At 39.2% G+C, this 16,307-nt stretch carries 13 protein-coding genes, 1 tRNA gene, 2 rRNA genes and 4 pseudogenes (1 of these 20 only partly in view); 13 read left to right on the top strand and 7 right to left on the bottom strand.

The features are described 5' to 3' along the window. Positions 1-29 precede the first annotated feature (29 nt). The 3 genes and pseudogenes from PU02_RS06475 to ssb all read right to left on the bottom strand — a co-directional run bounded on the left by PU02_RS06475 (position 30) and on the right by ssb (position 1,478). A complete protein-coding gene (locus PU02_RS06475; protein ID WP_053944052.1) occupies positions 30-416 on the bottom strand; it encodes a type II toxin-antitoxin system PemK/MazF family toxin in 387 nt (128 codons plus the stop codon). A gap of 43 nt (positions 417-459) precedes the next feature. Continuing rightward, a pseudogene (locus PU02_RS00415) lies at positions 460-1,011 on the bottom strand (hypothetical protein); the annotation flags it as partial. 14 nt (positions 1,012-1,025) lie between these two features. Then, positions 1,026-1,478, bottom strand: coding sequence for a single-stranded DNA-binding protein (gene ssb, locus PU02_RS00420; RefSeq protein WP_071628348.1), 453 nt, complete (start codon positions 1,476-1,478; stop codon positions 1,026-1,028). Positions 1,479-2,115: 637 nt separating this feature from the next. Between ssb and PU02_RS06885 the strand changes: the two genes are divergently transcribed. Together PU02_RS06885 and PU02_RS06995 are read left to right on the top strand one after the other, a co-directional pair. After that, entirely contained in the window at positions 2,116-2,355 is a 240-nt protein-coding gene (locus PU02_RS06885) for a hypothetical protein (RefSeq protein WP_236824009.1), read from the top strand. Positions 2,356-2,358: 3 nt separating this feature from the next. Then, positions 2,359-2,697 carry a DUF3472 domain-containing protein gene (locus PU02_RS06995; protein WP_414947469.1) on the top strand — a complete coding sequence of 113 codons (339 nt, stop codon included), beginning with the start codon at positions 2,359-2,361 and terminating at the stop codon, positions 2,695-2,697. A gap of 592 nt (positions 2,698-3,289) precedes the next feature. Here PU02_RS06995 and PU02_RS00430 read toward each other — a convergent pair. After that, positions 3,290-3,580, bottom strand: coding sequence for a hypothetical protein (locus PU02_RS00430; RefSeq protein ID WP_053943606.1), 291 nt, complete (start codon positions 3,578-3,580; stop codon positions 3,290-3,292). A gap of 492 nt (positions 3,581-4,072) precedes the next feature. Between PU02_RS00430 and PU02_RS00435 the strand changes: the two genes are divergently transcribed. From PU02_RS00435 to PU02_RS00480, 11 genes and pseudogenes are all read left to right on the top strand, one after another. Next, positions 4,073-4,396, top strand: a complete 324-nt coding sequence (locus PU02_RS00435; RefSeq protein ID WP_236824010.1) for a helix-turn-helix domain-containing protein — start codon at positions 4,073-4,075, stop codon at positions 4,394-4,396. 385 nt (positions 4,397-4,781) lie between these two features. Beyond that, positions 4,782-5,369: a S24 family peptidase gene (locus tag PU02_RS00440; RefSeq protein ID WP_071628349.1), complete on the top strand. Its 588-nt coding sequence runs from the start codon at positions 4,782-4,784 to the stop codon at positions 5,367-5,369. Between the two features lie 469 nt (positions 5,370-5,838). Continuing rightward, positions 5,839-6,213, top strand: a complete 375-nt coding sequence (locus tag PU02_RS00445; protein WP_053943608.1) for a hypothetical protein — start codon at positions 5,839-5,841, stop codon at positions 6,211-6,213. Positions 6,214-6,279: 66 nt separating this feature from the next. Then, positions 6,280-7,022 (top strand): annotated as a pseudogene (locus PU02_RS00450) (antA/AntB antirepressor family protein). A gap of 165 nt (positions 7,023-7,187) precedes the next feature. Beyond that, positions 7,188-7,775, top strand: a complete 588-nt coding sequence (locus PU02_RS00455; protein WP_053943609.1) for an ERF family protein — start codon at positions 7,188-7,190, stop codon at positions 7,773-7,775. Beyond that, entirely contained in the window at positions 7,772-8,395 is a 624-nt protein-coding gene (locus tag PU02_RS00460; RefSeq protein WP_053943610.1) for a lambda exonuclease family protein, read from the top strand. Before PU02_RS00455 ends, PU02_RS00460 begins: the two co-directional genes overlap by 4 nt. A gap of 118 nt (positions 8,396-8,513) precedes the next feature. After that, a pseudogene (locus PU02_RS00465) lies at positions 8,514-8,722 on the top strand (hypothetical protein). 10 nt (positions 8,723-8,732) lie between these two features. Continuing rightward, positions 8,733-9,780: pseudogene (locus PU02_RS00470) on the top strand (tyrosine-type recombinase/integrase). Positions 9,781-10,232: 452 nt separating this feature from the next. Continuing rightward, complete coding sequence (locus tag PU02_RS00475) at positions 10,233-12,161, top strand: DUF1561 family protein (protein ID WP_053943611.1); 1,929 nt, start codon at positions 10,233-10,235, stop codon at positions 12,159-12,161. A gap of 60 nt (positions 12,162-12,221) precedes the next feature. Beyond that, positions 12,222-12,368, top strand: a complete 147-nt coding sequence (locus tag PU02_RS06790; protein ID WP_158404008.1) for a hypothetical protein — start codon at positions 12,222-12,224, stop codon at positions 12,366-12,368. 38 nt (positions 12,369-12,406) lie between these two features. Continuing rightward, positions 12,407-13,348: an NAD(P)H-dependent glycerol-3-phosphate dehydrogenase gene (locus PU02_RS00480; protein WP_053944590.1), complete on the top strand. Its 942-nt coding sequence runs from the start codon at positions 12,407-12,409 to the stop codon at positions 13,346-13,348. 372 nt (positions 13,349-13,720) lie between these two features. Here PU02_RS00480 and PU02_RS00485 read toward each other — a convergent pair. The 3 genes from PU02_RS00485 to PU02_RS00495 all read right to left on the bottom strand — a co-directional run. Continuing rightward, positions 13,721-13,797: transfer RNA gene (locus tag PU02_RS00485), tRNA-Met, on the bottom strand. A 104-nt stretch (positions 13,798-13,901) separates the two neighbouring features. After that, positions 13,902-14,016, bottom strand: a 5S ribosomal RNA gene (gene rrf, locus PU02_RS00490). Between the two features lie 82 nt (positions 14,017-14,098). After that, a 23S ribosomal RNA gene (locus tag PU02_RS00495) occupies positions 14,099-16,307 on the bottom strand; it runs 602 nt beyond the window's last position.

Consider the following 16,307-nt stretch of genomic DNA (forward strand, 5'->3'; position numbering starts at 1 on the left):
AAGAAGTATACTTTTTTTATCCACAATTGTCAATGATTGGGATGCGGTAAATATTCCCACATTAGGCTAATGACCCTATTAAACTCTTCTTGTGAAAGCCTACAAATGCGGTCAGTTGCACTTAATCGGCTCACTGCAATTGTGGTCAAATAATCACATATAACCCATGATGCTTGCATACTTGGAAGCAATTTTATTAAATAGGCAGCGTGGTTATCAGGCTGTGATTTGGATGTTATAGGTAAAACCGTTACACACCCATTGAGTTTAGAAGTCTTAGAAACGACTAACACAGGACGTTGTTTCCAAAATTCTGGTAATTGAGCATCTTTTGGGAAGTTACACCAAAAAATTTGCCGAATACGTGGAGCTGATTTTAATCGTGGTTTTAAACGTGGTGGTGGCGTTTCGTTCATTATTAATTTTACTCTTTGAGATAAATCTTATACTGCAACATTCAAAATATCGATGAAGCGCATTAAGAACAATACGCAATGAACCAACGAGATGCGGCAAGCTTTGATCTTCTACAACAAGATATTGCAATGCAGCATAAAGGTTATGTTGATGATACAAACCTTGCATGTCCTCAATAATCTCTTTCACTGCTAAAAACTGTTCTGTTGCTGCTGTAACCCATTCTTCAAGACCCTCTTGATCTGGAGTAGTCATCGCATCGTCATAACATCCGCTAGAAAAACCTTTAGCACAAAAGTAATTATTTCTTACTCGAAGATACTGCTGTGCAACATCATATTGCTCTTGACTGAGACCGTCTTTCCCTCCCAACAAATAAAGCCGTCCAATATAGGAACCAGACAGTGGATTTTTTGCCTCTTCATATGTGAGCTCCAGGTGCTTCATACGCATTTGAATAGCTAACTGATCAATTGGTTCACGAGATTTCCTTGCTCGCGAAATACGGCCATTGGGTTCTCTCATACATCCCTCAATCCGCGGACGCCCGCATCTTGCACGTTTCGTACGCTTTTTTCTTTTTGACTTCGCCATATCCCAATTTTTGATTAGAATGGAATACTGTCATCGAGATTAGCGGATCCTGAAGCTATGGCATAATTTTGTGACAGCGTATTAGACTGTGAAGATGGACCATCACTGACAAAATTCTTCTTTGAATCCAGGAGATACAACTCTCCCTTAAACTGCGGCAAAATCACCTCTGTCGTGTAATGCTCCCCACCATTTTTATCTTGCCATTTCCGTGTTTGGAGTTGTCCTTCGATGTAAACTTTACTTCCTTTAATAAGATATTGAAGGGCAATTTTTGCAAGGTGCGGATTGAAAATCACAACGGAATGCCATTCAGTTTTATCTACTCGCTGATTGGTCGTTTTATCGGTATAACTCTGTGAGGTAGCGATACGAAAATTGACCACCTCGGCCCCAGAAGCCATTCTTCTACTTTCTGGATCAGCACCAAGGTAACCAATTAAAATGACTTTATTAAACCTACTGATAGCCCCACCCTTTATGTTACTCTTTTTTAGAGGAAAAAACGCGCTATCTTTAAAGCTGAATATTAAAATTTAATACAGAAACTTAACGACTATTTTTACAACGCTAATTATAACATAATTAGCTCATCTATAAAAACAAAAACATGTATAACTTATTGAAAATAATAGTTATTTATACTTGGAAATCAATTTCTTTTATACGAAAATAGTTTACTGATATCCTCTTTGTTCTGAAAGGTGAAGTCTTTTGGTGATCTAGGGAACTAAAGTAGAGAAAGATATACTTTAATTTATGAAATAATTGATCGTTTGAACAGAGAGAAGTATTTCATTAAAGCATTAAAATGCTTATTCTGATCGATAATTAGACGCTTCGCAATTTTAATTGAGCGTTCAGTGCAGGATCCCTTGTTATTCAATGATGCAACTTCGATAGAAACACCAATGCGATCAGCGTAATCAATATAGTAAAATGCGTTTGGTTTTCTTGTAAAGTTAGTGATGCAATATTGCAAACAACAAGAAGCCATTGGAATGATTTAGAAAGCGTTTAACTTTATCCTAAACACTGCAAAACCTCGCCTTTCAGGACCAGGAAGATGTCAATATTTTATTTATCCAGAAAAGTGGAGTATTTATGAAATACATAATCAAAAAAACACTATTACTACCTTTATTATTTATGTTTGACACACCTATGCTGAGCACACCAAGCTATGCCATTGTTGCTGGTGGAATTGTTGCAATCGATCATCAATGGCTTTCCAATTCAGAATTTGATAAATCATCTTTTTTTCAGCAAGTTAATAACGATGATGGAACTAATGCCCATTACTTTTGGGCAAACCAATTTCACTTCAAAACAGGTGATGGTTGATACATTGGTTTACAAAACAGAAGTAACGAAGTTCATGCTTTTAATTTCTCTGTTTGGCAGGCAAAAGGTTTGAATAGCGACAATTGTAGACATTTCAGCCACGAAGGTTCAGGAGTGCAATGTGACATGGTTGTCTCATGGAAAATTGGACATCAATACAAATTCGATGTTTCCAAAAAAGGAAATTTGGTTACAGGTGTAGTGACCAACATGATGAATGAAAAAAAACGACTATCGGTATCATTGAAGTTCCAGATACATTTGGCAAGCTATACTCATTTTCTGTTTTTGTTGAAGAATTTTCTCAAGGAAATAATCAAATTTCATCCTGTTATATGGTAGGCGCATAAAGTTCAACTTTCCAAAACCCGATAGGTGACGATACAATAAAAGGAAAGAAACATATACCTATGGAAACTGTAATGATCCTTACGTAGCATAAGCTGTATGTAATGATGATTCTTGTATCAATCTCATAAACAACCTCGGAGGAATAGCATCACCTAACGCACCCAAAATAGAGATAATAAATAAAAAGGATGTGACCGCACAGACTATCTCTGATACATTTAACACAGTGCCCTTAGTAACGATTCCCCCTGGTGACGGTGAGTAGGCATCAAATATCTACTTTCCACAACCTCAAAATTTGAAATGGAAATCAATATTTATTGATCACCGAGCTATGTATAATTCAACAATTCATTTAAATGGTAGCATCACAAAAGTAGAAACAGGTCAGCAAATAACGTATACATCTAATGGTAGTCAGAGCGGGTAATTAATTAATCCTAATCGCCGCTGCCGACATCCTCCTCGCTTCCTTCAAAGCGAGGAGGGTATTAACCTCTGTTGATTTCCTCTATGAGGAGTTCAAGATTGAGAACGGTCCTTGGAAGACTACCACCGTACACCCATGCCTTATTACTGAAAACTATATAGAGTATACCAAAGATACGCTATATACGTTGGTATTATTGTATACACGAGTATCGTTACATACCACTGTATCTTCGGTATGATTGATGTCATGAGATATAGAATCAGGTGTAATATATGTCGCTTCTTCAGCCTTTTGTTTTTCCCAACAGGCATGCACGGTAAGAGAGGCTTTTTTTGATCTCTTTGCTGTTTCTTCCTGATCATATAATTTAACGCATAAAAGAATTCTCTCAGCGGAAACTTCTGCAGCGCTCATGATGTCAATAATGGTTGAAAGTTTCATTTCATCCCTCCCCTTTTGTAATTAAATTTAAAATTGCTAAAGTATCTGCTGCATTATCATCTTGTGGTACATGTCCTTTAAACATACAGCCTAACCCGCAAAAAACGCATTCACCCCTTTAATTGATGCGTTGAAAAGTGAATAACTCCGTATATTATAATTGTGTGTGTTGATGCGGCTTTGTGTGCAAGCTGGAATTATCTACACAGAAGAATGTTGGAGATGATGTCTCTTGAGTATTATTCAACATCGTCATTGAAAGATACGCAACCGTTCCCCGGTGAGGGAATTCCATATTTTTCCTAGCACCACACTGTTGATTTGTTGACACCTAGCTGCATTGCCATTTCTTCTAGCATCAAATTCAGATTTTGACGTAACTGTTTCACTATTATCTTTCTTATAATTATAAGTATGCAATACGAGTATTTACTTGTCAAGTCGAAATGCATATTATTTTATGCAATATGAATAATAATTAAGGAGATAAAAATGCTCAACAAAATAACAGATCAATCCTCTAGATTGATGAAAGCACGTTTAGCACGTGGTTTTAGAAGTGCTAAAGAAGCTGCAACGTATTTTGGATGGAGCTACTCTAGCTATATACAACATGAACAAGGACTCAGAGGAATATCACGCGCATCTGCAAAATACGCAAAAGCACTTAGAGTTAGTGAAGGATGGTTATTAACTGGGGAAGGAAATGGCCCATCTCTCCCTATTCCCGATATTGAACAATCCATTGATAAGCAAATCATTGATCTGCTAAAAAAACAAGTCAGCCAGATAAAGAAACAATTCTTCTCCTTTTAAACCGCCTGCATTCTGAAGAAAAAAATAAAAATTTTCTTCTTTTCATAGCTAAATGCGGAAATTAACTGCATTATTTTGTTATCTAATTCTATATTGCCTTTTGTTTTTTGCATAGCTATCTTCTCCCATCTTTAGATAGCTAATCGACATCCTCCTCACTTTAAAAGACAGGGTTTTACAGTGATCTGAACAAAGCTGGATAAAATTTAGCTCAGTTGAGCTGTTTCACAACAAGCCTTACTGCTCGAAGCGAAGAGAATGTTAATTTGCCTAATTTTAAAAATTTTCTTATGATTTATACTGTATATTATTTCGGTACAAAATCAATTTAAAATGTATATAAAATCGCAAAAGATTTTTTTATAACAAAGATACGATAAAAATCATGAATAATATTATGAAGATTTGGCTACATGAAGCTCTGCAAGAGTCCAGATTAACTCAATCCTCGCTTACACGAAAACTAAGCGAAAAAATGCAACGTTCTCTCCCGCGCTCTGTAGTTAATAAAATGCTAACAGGTGAGCGAAGTATAAGTGGACAAGAGGCTTTAATGATTGAGGAAATCACGCAATATCCTCTCCCACGAAAAAAAACTATCCCCTTAGTGGGTCATGTAGGAGCAGGTTCAGAAATTTTCCCCTATGAAGACGGTTGGCTTGAAGAAGTAGAACTACCCCCATACCTTGCAAAGGATACATATGCAGTCAAAGTTGAGGGAGATTCAATGGAACCATTTATTGATGATAAATCAATTTTATTTTATTCACAAAATGTCTCTCCAGATTTACTTATCAATAAAAAAGCAATTGTACACACACAGGATGGACGTTGTTTTGTCAAAATAATAAAACAAGGAAGCAAACCTGGTTTATTTAATTTAGAAAGCTTAAACAGGCTATATCCAGAAATAAAAGATATCGAACTAATCTGGACAGCTCCCATTGACTGGATAAAACCACCTAAATTTTAAATCAATTAATGCTGTACTCTAACTCAACATCAGACTAAAAATTCTGGTGAATCCTAGCATTAAACTGCCAAGCTTAAATAGATTTTGTTTCGTAAGATCATAAGGTAATCTATCTGAGATAGTATTTTACGATACAAAATGATTTCGTTTTTAACATATCTACTCTTTTAAGTAGTTATGTCATATCACCCAGAGTCATTTTTTAAATAAACGTAAAAAATGTAATAAAATCGGTACATTTTAATTAATAATGTTTCTAAAATTTCCACATTGTTATTTTGATACCTTCATTGTCCTGAGAAACAAGATTCTACGACGCTTGAGATAAAAATTCTATAAGAGATTTTTTACTATTTTTAAAAAAATACTCATAATGCATATTTATTATTGACATATATGCATTATGAGTATTATATTTATTCATATTTTAAAGAATATCCAATTTCCAATAGAGCGCGAGGGGGTAAAGATGAAAAAACCAATTTTTGTAAATTCTAATGAAATCTTATTAGTTACGTACAGCGATGGAGAGCACATTGCTCGTTCAGGACATTTCTATGATGAATTTGAAATCTTGGAAGTACTAAACGGTACAGAAGGTGCTGAACAAGTCTTTCGTTTAGACCTTGAAACCAAGCACTATGAAGACTTTTCTGAAGAAATTGCAGAAACCTATATTCGTGATAACAGCATTTGTCTTGATGGAGCTGTTGAGCATCCATTTATTGAAAATAGCAATGCATATGCTGAACTTTTAAAAGAGCAAAAAGCACAAAAGTCTAATGATATCATCTACGGCAGATATGAGCAGCAACACCGCTTGCGTGCTTATGATTTAGTGTGACGACTTCTAAAGCGCTCTAAAATCAATCACTCTTGACTAACTAATCCTATCTCTATGAGGTTCGCAATGGAAGAGCTTATCACTATTCATCACAATACAATTAAACAAGACACAATCCAAACTGTTAATGCGCGTGAGCTGCATGCCTTTTTAGAAGTGGGCCGTGATTTTACCAATTGGATTAAAAATCGCATTAAAAAATACAGTTTTATAGAAAATCGAGACTATATAGTTTTCGCCAATTTTGGCGAAAACCTCCAAGGCGGCCGTCCTTCTAAGGATTATGCTCTCACCTTAGACATGGCAAAAGAACTTTCCATGGTTGAACGCAACGAGAAAGGCAGACAGGCTCGACACTATTTCATCGAGTGCGAAAAGCTTGCCAAAAAGCCTTTAAACCTTGCAACCGTCTTAGAAGATCCCCTTGTGATTAAGAAATTGCTCTTAGAAAGTGTCATACAATTAAAAAACTTAAGAAACGAGGTCTGCACGCTTAAACCAAAAGCACAAGCCCTTGAGCAATTATCTCGCTCAGATGGCTTGTTGTGTATTACAGATGCAGCAAAAATTCTTGAAATGCGTCCAAAGGATTTGTTCAATCGATTACAGGAAAAGAAATGGATCTACAAAAGAACTGCTAAAAGTTCTTTCATTCCTCATCAAGACAAAATGAATATCGGAGTGATAGATTATTCCATGACAATATAACTAAGCCAGATGGTTCTGAGTTAACTATAGCTCAAGCAAAAATCACATCTAAAGGTTTACTCGTTCTTTCACAAGAATTACGCAAAAATAGCATGCATTAATCGACATCATCATCGCTCTAAGGAGCAAGGTTTTACAGCGATCTTTGATAGCTATTTAACAATACGTTCTGCACGCCACAGAGGAAGTGCGCTCTAAATTAAGGATGTGAGACATGAATGAACAAAGCTCAACAATAACTCTAACGACAATACTATGAAAAATTCGTGTCTGATCTTTCAGCGATGCAATCGGAATGCAAAGAAATCATCAAAAACGCTACAAATAACTTTACCAATAGTAAATATGCCACTCTTGATTATTATATCGACGGGGTTAAAGAGGCTCTGGCAAAACACCGCTTTTCTCTCTTTTCTAAAATTAAAAGCCAAACCACAACAAATATTGTGATAGAAATGACACTGGCACATCCCTCTGGTCACAAAGTTTCAACAGATGGAGAATTTCCTATTAATGGAGCCGGTTCCAAAATAAGCATCCAGTCTATTGGTTCAACCATTACCTATGCTCGCCGCTACCTGTTAGGAATGTTACTCAATGTCGCCAGCAAAGATGATGATTTAGATGGGAACAGCTTAGAGACTGTTATGCCTGCATCTCCTCAACAAATCACTGAAATCAAACAATTAATCAAAACAACCAATGCAAATGAAACAAGAATGTTGGCTTTCGTGAAAGCAAATAGCATTTCAGAAATGTCCGATCATCAAGCACAAATCGCTTTGAATAGTTTGAAGGACAGACAACGCATTCAAAGCTCCCAAACACCACAACAAAATGGTGGCGTAACATGAAACAAAGAACAGCAGAATGGTTTCAAGCACGGTTAGGAAGAGTGACAGCTTCAAACATTGACTATGTCGTCAACAGAACAGTGAAAGGTTTACCAACCAGCAAATATGAAGATTATAAAATCAAACTCATCACAGAACGCTTAACAGGTCAAATCAACCCATCTTATGAAACACAAGCGATGCAATGGGGCGTTGAGCATGAAGATGAAGCCATTGAGGAATACAGTTTCATCTATGATACCCATGTCACCCGATGCGGTTTCATACCCCATCCAACATTTAAAATGGCTGGAGCCAGTCCTGATGGCCTGATTGGGAAAGATGGATTAATTGAGATTAAATGTCCTCAATCAACAACGCATCTACGCTTTTTCCTGAATGGCGATATCAAACCTGAATATCTCTTACAAATGCAGTTCCAAATGGCTTGTACAGGAAGAAAATGGTGCGATTTTGTAAGCTACGATCCACGGTTTACAGACCAGTCAGCCAGATTACGGATGAAAGTTCAACGCATTAACCGCGATGATGAGCAGATTGAACACATTAATAAGGCTGTCGAGAGATTCTTGACAGAAATCGAACAAGACATAAAGCAGATCGGCATCAGAGCTGCTTAAGAAATAGAGAGCGCTTTTCTTCCCCCTAAAGAGTTCTCACCCTTCTCACAACTGTTTCTAACTATGCGCCTTTCACGCCACAAGTGAGTTGCGCCCAAAAATTAAAAGGATATTCAACATGGCTCATAGACTACCGACCATAACACAGCCTGCTATTGCTCGTGCCTTACGAGAAGCTAAAAAACAAGGCTGTGAATTGATGGAAATTAAGCCAACTGGCGAATTATTAATCTATTTAAACCTGGGATCGGAGTATCCAGTACAGCTATGCATCCTGATAATTTCTGTGATCTCTTAAATGATGATACCTCTGAAATCATCTTATAGGGCTATATACATACCAAAAACACAACCACCTCATCTTGTGAAACAAATCACACAATATGGTAAAATTGTATGATATGTCCATTGGTCATGGCCCAAGACGGAGAGTACGTGGAACCTACGGAACGCAAGAATTCATCAACAACTATAAAACTGCGCTCTCTGAACTAGAAGGACGTACACTCCCTTTATCGAAACCAGGTGCTCCTGTTGAAGGCTCTTTTGCGTGGCTACTGACACAGTATTTTAACAGTGTCAATTGGTATAGCCTTGCCAAATCAACCAAGAGACAAAAAGAACTCATTTTGATGAAAGTTTTAGACTCTATAGGTCATCTCTCCTATAAAGTGATACAGAAAAAACATATCATAGCAGGTGTTGAACGACGAAAAGAAACACCCGCTACTGCCCAAAATTTCCTAAAAGCTTTGAATAGCCTTTTCAAATGGGCAATGGAACAAGGCCTGTTAGAAAAAAATCCCACTCTTGGTGTCAAAGCTCCACCGTTAAAAAATAAAGATGGATTTGTCGTTTGGTCTGAAGCAGACATAGACAAATATTATTATCATTGGCCATTGGGAACTCATGAACGTGTTTGGATTGATGTTCTTCTATACACAGGATTACGGCGTGGTGATGCAATAAGAATTGGCTGGAAAGATGTAACAGATAATATTACTCATTTAAAAACGGAAAAAAGTAAATTTCAAATGGATGTCTTTCTTCCCATTTTACCTGAATTAGCTAAAACACTTGAAATTGGCCCGATTGGTGATGAAACATTTATCTGTGGCAAAAGCGGTAAAAAACTAACCAAAGAAGGCTTTGGCAATGTATTCAGAGAAGCTTGTAACGTAGCCAACGTTAAAAAATCAGCTCATGGATTAAGAAAATTAGCAGCAACAAGAGCAGCTAATGCAGGAGCAACAGTCGCACAACTAAAAGCAATTTTTGGATGGACTGAAGACAACATGGCATCCCTTTACACCAAGAGCGCAGATCGCAAAAGACTTGCTCTAGAAGCAATAAAAAAGCTCAAAAGCATGAGGGATAGAGGCTGAAAAAACTCAATAAAATCAATACCCGCATAATCCCTCATATTGGATATAACCATTTGATTTTCTTATATAATACGCACGCCTCTTCTGGGCACCATGACACATCTTTCGAATATACTTATATTTCTATTTTCGTGAATCTTATTGTTTTTAATATAATTTTCGATGCATCTGGGACATTTTACGTAAAGTCTCGATTCTTAATGTAACAAATATAAACAAAATTTCCAATATCTGTACGGTACAACCGCTCCTTGCTATTTTATGAATAGACATTAATATGAAAATACTTAATTCATAAGTACAAAAAATGCATGTTAAACATATATAAAACACAAATTCATTGTTTCATTTGACCCGTCGTAAAACTCTATCTTTCTGAAAAATATACGAGATGTGCTTGTCAGACCGGTTCATTAATATCAAGGCAGAAAGTATGTATAAAAGAAAATAACATGAAATTGCGTCTGCTCCTATCCTTATTGAACTTATTAGTGGTTCATACCGCTTTCTCTGCTCCTATTCCTGTCCCACAAAAGCACCCTGATACTCCCCATGATAAAGCTATTCGTGTCATAGTTCATACAAAAAGCGAATATTGTTATGCACCCGTATTTACGGGAGGAGAGGGATACGTCTACATTGACAATTGTACTTCTTCAAATGTCAAACAGGCGCGTTACGACATATTCCAGAGAGTATCCTGGAAGATAAATGATACTTGGTTGTGTATGACTGCTCCTAGCTCAGTCACAGGTATTGATGGAAAACCTACGGCTGACTGGGACTATCTCTTGTTGAGACCTTGTGTCATCAATGATGCCAATCAACGTTGGATCATCCAAGATAATGCTTTTTTCACAGCCAATGGGCAATTTCGTGTTAAAGATATCAAATGGTACGCTTATATCTCAAAGGACCAAAGTGTCTACTACGATCATAGATTGACATCTCAGATGAAGTCTTGGACCACAACAATTGCTCCTCCTGGAAATATTTCTTTCAAAACATTCGTCGGGTGGCCATATATCAACGTTTATCCTCCTGCCTTCCAGTTCTATTACCTTCAAAATAATTCATCTTCAACATCTGCAAGTCCACTACCTTTATATTATAATCCAGAAAATGGTCACATTGCACAGTATAATTCTGCGTATGGTACCTTCTCTTGCATGCGTTCTAAGCAATCTCTTTCAGAAAACTGGAATTGGGTGGAGTGGAAAGACTGTACAGATAAAGTGCAGTCTCAAAAAGACTCTTATTCCTGGGATATTTCCCAGCTGGATGGTCGTGAAGGCTTTATTTTAGACTATCAGGGAAACCCATTGAGAGTTACCCAATTTGGTGCTAATTGGGGTGTTCCCTACACAATGAAACCTAGCTACATCGAAAAAGATACTACAAATTCTCCTAAATCTAATTTCACCCTTTCTCATGATATCGAAGAGTGGAATCGTTATGTTAACGGAAATTTGGGAAAAACACTTACTTACTGCCCTGCTCCTGGGAAAAAAAAGAGCACTTCTCAGAATTCTGAGCTGCAAATAGAATACTCTCTTCCTCCTGATTTTGATCTTACTCCAGCATGGACACAAAGGCTATGGCAGATAGCCACAAGTTCTTCTCCTACATCTGAGGAACTTATTGGGTTTTGTGGATCCTGCATGCTACATTCCATGCAAATACTTGCTGAATTACAAGAGTATCATCAGAGTTCTCCTCTTCAAAGTGGAGGATACTTCTTTGACACGGCTCGTCACGTAGATCCATTTATATCATTACGCCAAAGGTATCCTGAGCTGGCAATAAGGCTTGAAACAACAGATGTCTATGAAACAACGCCGTACCGCCCAGGAGAAGATGCTCATACGCGGACAAGTAGAGCAGCTCACGTGATCGCGTCGATGTTAATGACCCAAAATTTATGGAGACCTTCAACTGTTGCAAGGACCCATAATGAGATAAGAGATGTTCTTCAACGTCTTATAAATACCTCCCCTGGCACAGTTGGATTTGTTGCTGTTGTCGTAGGAAATCATGATCAGACTGACCTCACTGGTCATGTCCAGCCTATAATAAGAACAAGACAAGGATTAGTCTTAATACCTACAAACACACCTAACTATACCCTCGTCTCGTTCAGAAATAACATTATCTCGACAAGAATACCAGAAACACTAATGTCTCACCTTTCAGAAAGAGGAGCTCTTACAATTTATTCACTCACAACATTTCAGATGCTTCCGCTAAATCCACCCTCCGTGAGTCTTTACGTTTCTCAAAATAATTGCACTGGCGAAGGAGAAAACAGAAGAGGAGCTGGACAATCACCAAGAAGTGCTGCTATTAATCAGTGTAGTAGTGGGAGATGTGCTATTCAGTAAAAATTGGAAATAATGGTACAGAAAATCTTTCCTTCATCAAAATGCTGAAGGCAGAACAATGTGATGTTTTTTAGAAAACAAATATCGCAAAATTTTCCTGGTGAGATTTTGCGCCAATTAAAAAAGATTACTTGTTTCATGGAATCTCGTTTTCTAATTGATGAAGTTGGAGCTTTCCGTGCTTTACAAAACAATAAAATTGAATGAAATGTTAACAAATGATGCAGCATTTAAATAACCAAAGAATGAAGATAACAATTTTTGGTGGTGGAGTTTGGGGGAAAGCTCTTGCGTTCGCTTTTTCCCAAAAGAATGAAGTTTTCATTGTTTCGAGACGTGATATTACCTCGACATTAGCGCCATTAAATGAAATTTTGAGCAAAAACTCCTGCCCAATTATTCTGCAATCTTCTTTAAAAGAAAGTCTAGCCTCAGACCTTTTTGTCATTGCTATCAGTGTTCAAGCTTTAAGAGAGTGGTTTACTCATGCACAGCTAAATAAAAATCTTAAGATACTTATTGCAAGCAAAGGAATTGAAGAAGGTACAGGAGCATTCGTTAGTCAAATTGCTAAAAATTTTGTTTCTTTAGAGAATCTTTGTTTTTTAGCAGGACCAAGTTTTGCTAAAGAAATTACTTTGAGTCTTCCATGTGCTTTAAGCATTCATTCACATAATCTTGCCTGTGCTCAAGAATTTGCAAACAGAATGCCCAATTTCATCAAACCTTATATTGAAAACGATATAATTGGTGGAGAAATAGCAAGTGCATACAAAAACGTTATTTCTATAGCTAGTGGAATTTGTGATGGTTTGAAGCTAGGCCAGAATGCTAAGGCATCAATTTTATCGCGTGGGCTTGTAGAAATGTATCAATTTGGAAGACATTTTGGTGCACAACTTCAAACATTTTTAGGTTTATCCGGCGCAGGAGATTTATTTTTAACGTCGAATTCTTTTTTATCGAGGAACTATCGTGTTGGTTTAGGTTTAGCGTCTGGTATTTCTTTGGATTCTATTTTAATGGATCTTTGTGAAGTAGCTGAAGGAGTTAAGACTTGTGAAGCGATTGTTAAAATTTCTCGTGAGCATTGCATTCATACTCCTATAGCTAGAGAAGTTTTTGAGATTATAGGAGGTAAGGATCCTCTAGAGAGTATGTCTCTTTTGATGAAGAAAGTTTTTTAAGCGGCACGGTAGCACCATATATTTTCTTACATATGGTTATATAGCGATTTTTATTCCATGTATTTTTTGAGGATATGGGTGCTTTTTTGATTTATCTGTGAAGGAGAGTCTTAGCGCATGATTGGAGCATAGGAAGAGTTTTTTTCCGGGAGGTTATTTCAGATTTTTTAAAGGATAAATTGCTTCTCTTTTTTATTTCCGAGAAGAAGATCCCCTATCAAAAGATTTATGGCTGTTTTGATAAATTTTCATTTAAATTGTTTAACGAAGCAAATGCATTGTTTATGTGAGATTTTTGTTTCAGATGCCTCTTTTTTGGAAGGAGATCTGATAGTTTAACGTGAACTGCGGAGATTTTCTGGGGATATTTTTTGGTTGCGGGGGCAGGATTTGAACCTGCGGCCTTCAGGTTATGAGCCTGACGAGCTACCGGGCTGCTCCACCCCGCGTCACGAAGACTTAGTTAGAACGCATGCAGGACAGGCGTTTTTTATGGTCTACCATTTTGTTCATATTTAGAACTGTTATTGACATCTATTTATACCCTTAGCAGACCTGGCAGCGACTTACTCTCCCGTGTCTTAAGACAAAGTACCATCAGCGCTGGAACCTTTCACGGCCGAGTTCGGGATGGGATCGGGTGCAGGTGTTCCGCCATAACCACCAAGTCAGCGAAAGGTATAGATAGAAGGAGAAACTGGTTTTTTTGCTTTTATAATTATTGCTTGAGAATGAATAGAGGTAATGGGAACGATCAAGCCTATCGAACTATTAGTATCAGTAAGCTCCATGTGTTACCACACTTCCACACCTGACCTATCAACGTGGTAGTCTACCACGGTTCTCAGGGAATACTCGTTTTCAGGTGGGTTTCCCGCTTAGATGCCTTCAGCGGTTATCCCGTCCGTATATAGCTACCCTGCTATGCGGCTGGCGCCACAACAGGTCCACCAGAGATACGTCCATCCCGGTCCTCTCGTACTAGGGACAGATCCTGTCAATATTCCTACACCCACGGCAGATAGGGACCGAACTGTCTCACGACGTTCTGAACCCAACTCACGTACCGCTTTAAATGGCGAACAGCCATACCCTTGGGACCTGCTCCAGCCCCAGGATGCGATGAGTCGACATCGAGGTGCCAAACAACCCCGTCGATATGGACTCTTGGGGGTCATCAGCCTGTTATCCCCGGCGTACCTTTTATCCGTTGAGCGATGGCCCTTCCACACGGGACCACCGGATCACTATGACCGTCTTTCGACTCTGCTCGACTTGTCAGTCTTGCAGTCAGGCAGGCTTATGCCATTGCACTCAACAAACGATTTCCGACCGTTCTGAGCCTACCATCGCGCGCCTCCGTTACTCTTTAGGAGGCGACCGCCCCAGTCAAACTACCCACCATACACTGTCCTGGATCCGGATAACGGACCGCAGTTAGACATCCATGTCGATAAGGGTGGTATTTCAAGGATGACTCCACAAAGGCTGGCGCCCCTGCTTCAAAGTCTACCACCTATCCTACACATATCGACACAAATGCCAGTGTAAAGCTATAGTAAAGGTGCACGGGGTCTTTCCGTCTAACCGCGGGAACCCCGCATCTTCACGGGGAATTCAATTTCACTGAGTCTACGTTGGAGACAGCGGGGAAGTCGTTACGCCATTCGTGCAGGTCGGAACTTACCCGACAAGGAATTTCGCTACCTTAGGACCGTTATAGTTACGGCCGCCGTTTACTGGGGCTTCAATTCAATGCTTGCACATCTCCTCTTAACCTTCCAGCACCGGGCAGGCGTCAGACCCTATACATCGTCTTGCGACTTCGCAGAGCCCTGTGTTTTTGGTAAACAGTCGCTACCCCCTGGTCTGTGCCACCCTCTAACGGTTGCCCGCTAAAGGGTCACGCTTCTTCCGAAGTTACGCGTGCATTTTGCCGAGTTCCTTCAACGTAGTTCTCTCAAGCGCCTTGGTATTCTCTACCTGTCCACCTGTGTCGGTTTCGGGTACGGTCTATATGTGGGAGCTATTTCCTGGGATCACTTCACTGCAAGATCAATCCAATAAGACCTTACAATTTACGCAATCCGTCACTTCCCACAGGTCCACGAATATTAACGTGGTTCCCATCGACTACGCCTTTCGGCCTCGCCTTAGGGGCCGACTCACCCTGCTCAGATTAACTTTAAGCAGGAACCCTTGGACTTTCGGCGAGGGAGTCTCTCACTCCCTTTATCGTTACTCATGTCAGCATTCTCACTTCCGATACCTCCAGGAGCTCTCGCGAGTCTCCCTTCACAGGCTTACGGAACGCTCCGCTACCACTTACTCATAAGAGTAAATCCACAGCTTCGGTGTATGGCTTTAGCCCCGTTACATTTTCGGCGCAAGGACCCTTATTTAGACCAGTGAGCTGTTACGCTTTCTTTAAATGATGGCTGCTTCTAAGCCAACATCCTGGTTGTTTTGGGATCCTCACATCCTTTCCCACTTAGCCATAACTTGGGGACCTTAGATGGTGGTTAGGGTTGTTGCCCTTTCCACGACGGACGTTAGCACCCGCCGTGTGTCTGCCAGTCAGTTCTTCCAGGTATTCGGAGTTTGGTTAGGTTTGGTAATCCGGTGAGGACCCCTAGCCCATCCAGTGCTCTACCCCCTGGAGAATTCAACTAACGCTCTACCTAAATAGATTTCGCGGAGAACCAGCTATTTCCGAGTTTGATTGGCCTTTCACCCCTAGCCACAAGTCATCCCAATCTATTGCAACAGATACGGGTTCGGCCCTCCAGTAAGTGTTACCTTACCTTCAGCCTGCTCATGGCTAGATCACTCGGTTTCGGGTCTAATCCAACGAACTGAACGCCCTGTTCAGACTCGCTTTCGCTACGCCTACACCTATCGGCTTAAGCTTGCTCGTTAGACTAAGTCGCTGACCCATTATACAAAAGGTACGCCGTCA

Origin of the sequence: Bartonella ancashensis, from assembly GCF_001281405.1 — a bacterium.
GTDB classification, from domain to species: domain Bacteria; phylum Pseudomonadota; class Alphaproteobacteria; order Rhizobiales; family Rhizobiaceae; genus Bartonella; species Bartonella ancashensis.

Bases quoted from the DNA above. Each gene is read 5' to 3' on its own strand.
- PU02_RS06475 (WP_053944052.1), bottom strand. From the start codon at position 416: ATGAACGAAACGCCACCACCACGTTTAAAACCACGATTAAAATCAGCT.
- PU02_RS06885 (WP_236824009.1), top strand. From the start codon at position 2,116: ATGAAATACATAATCAAAAAAACACTATTACTACCTTTATTATTTATG.
- PU02_RS00430 (WP_053943606.1), bottom strand. From the start codon at position 3,580: ATGAAACTTTCAACCATTATTGACATCATGAGCGCTGCAGAAGTTTCC.
- PU02_RS00435 (WP_236824010.1), top strand. From the start codon at position 4,073: ATGCTCAACAAAATAACAGATCAATCCTCTAGATTGATGAAAGCACGT.
- PU02_RS00440 (WP_071628349.1), top strand. From the start codon at position 4,782: ATGAATAATATTATGAAGATTTGGCTACATGAAGCTCTGCAAGAGTCC.
- PU02_RS00445 (WP_053943608.1), top strand. From the start codon at position 5,839: ATGAAAAAACCAATTTTTGTAAATTCTAATGAAATCTTATTAGTTACG.
- PU02_RS00460 (WP_053943610.1), top strand. From the start codon at position 7,772: ATGAAACAAAGAACAGCAGAATGGTTTCAAGCACGGTTAGGAAGAGTG.
- PU02_RS00475 (WP_053943611.1), top strand. From the start codon at position 10,233: ATGAAATTGCGTCTGCTCCTATCCTTATTGAACTTATTAGTGGTTCAT.
- PU02_RS00480 (WP_053944590.1), top strand. From the start codon at position 12,407: ATGAAGATAACAATTTTTGGTGGTGGAGTTTGGGGGAAAGCTCTTGCG.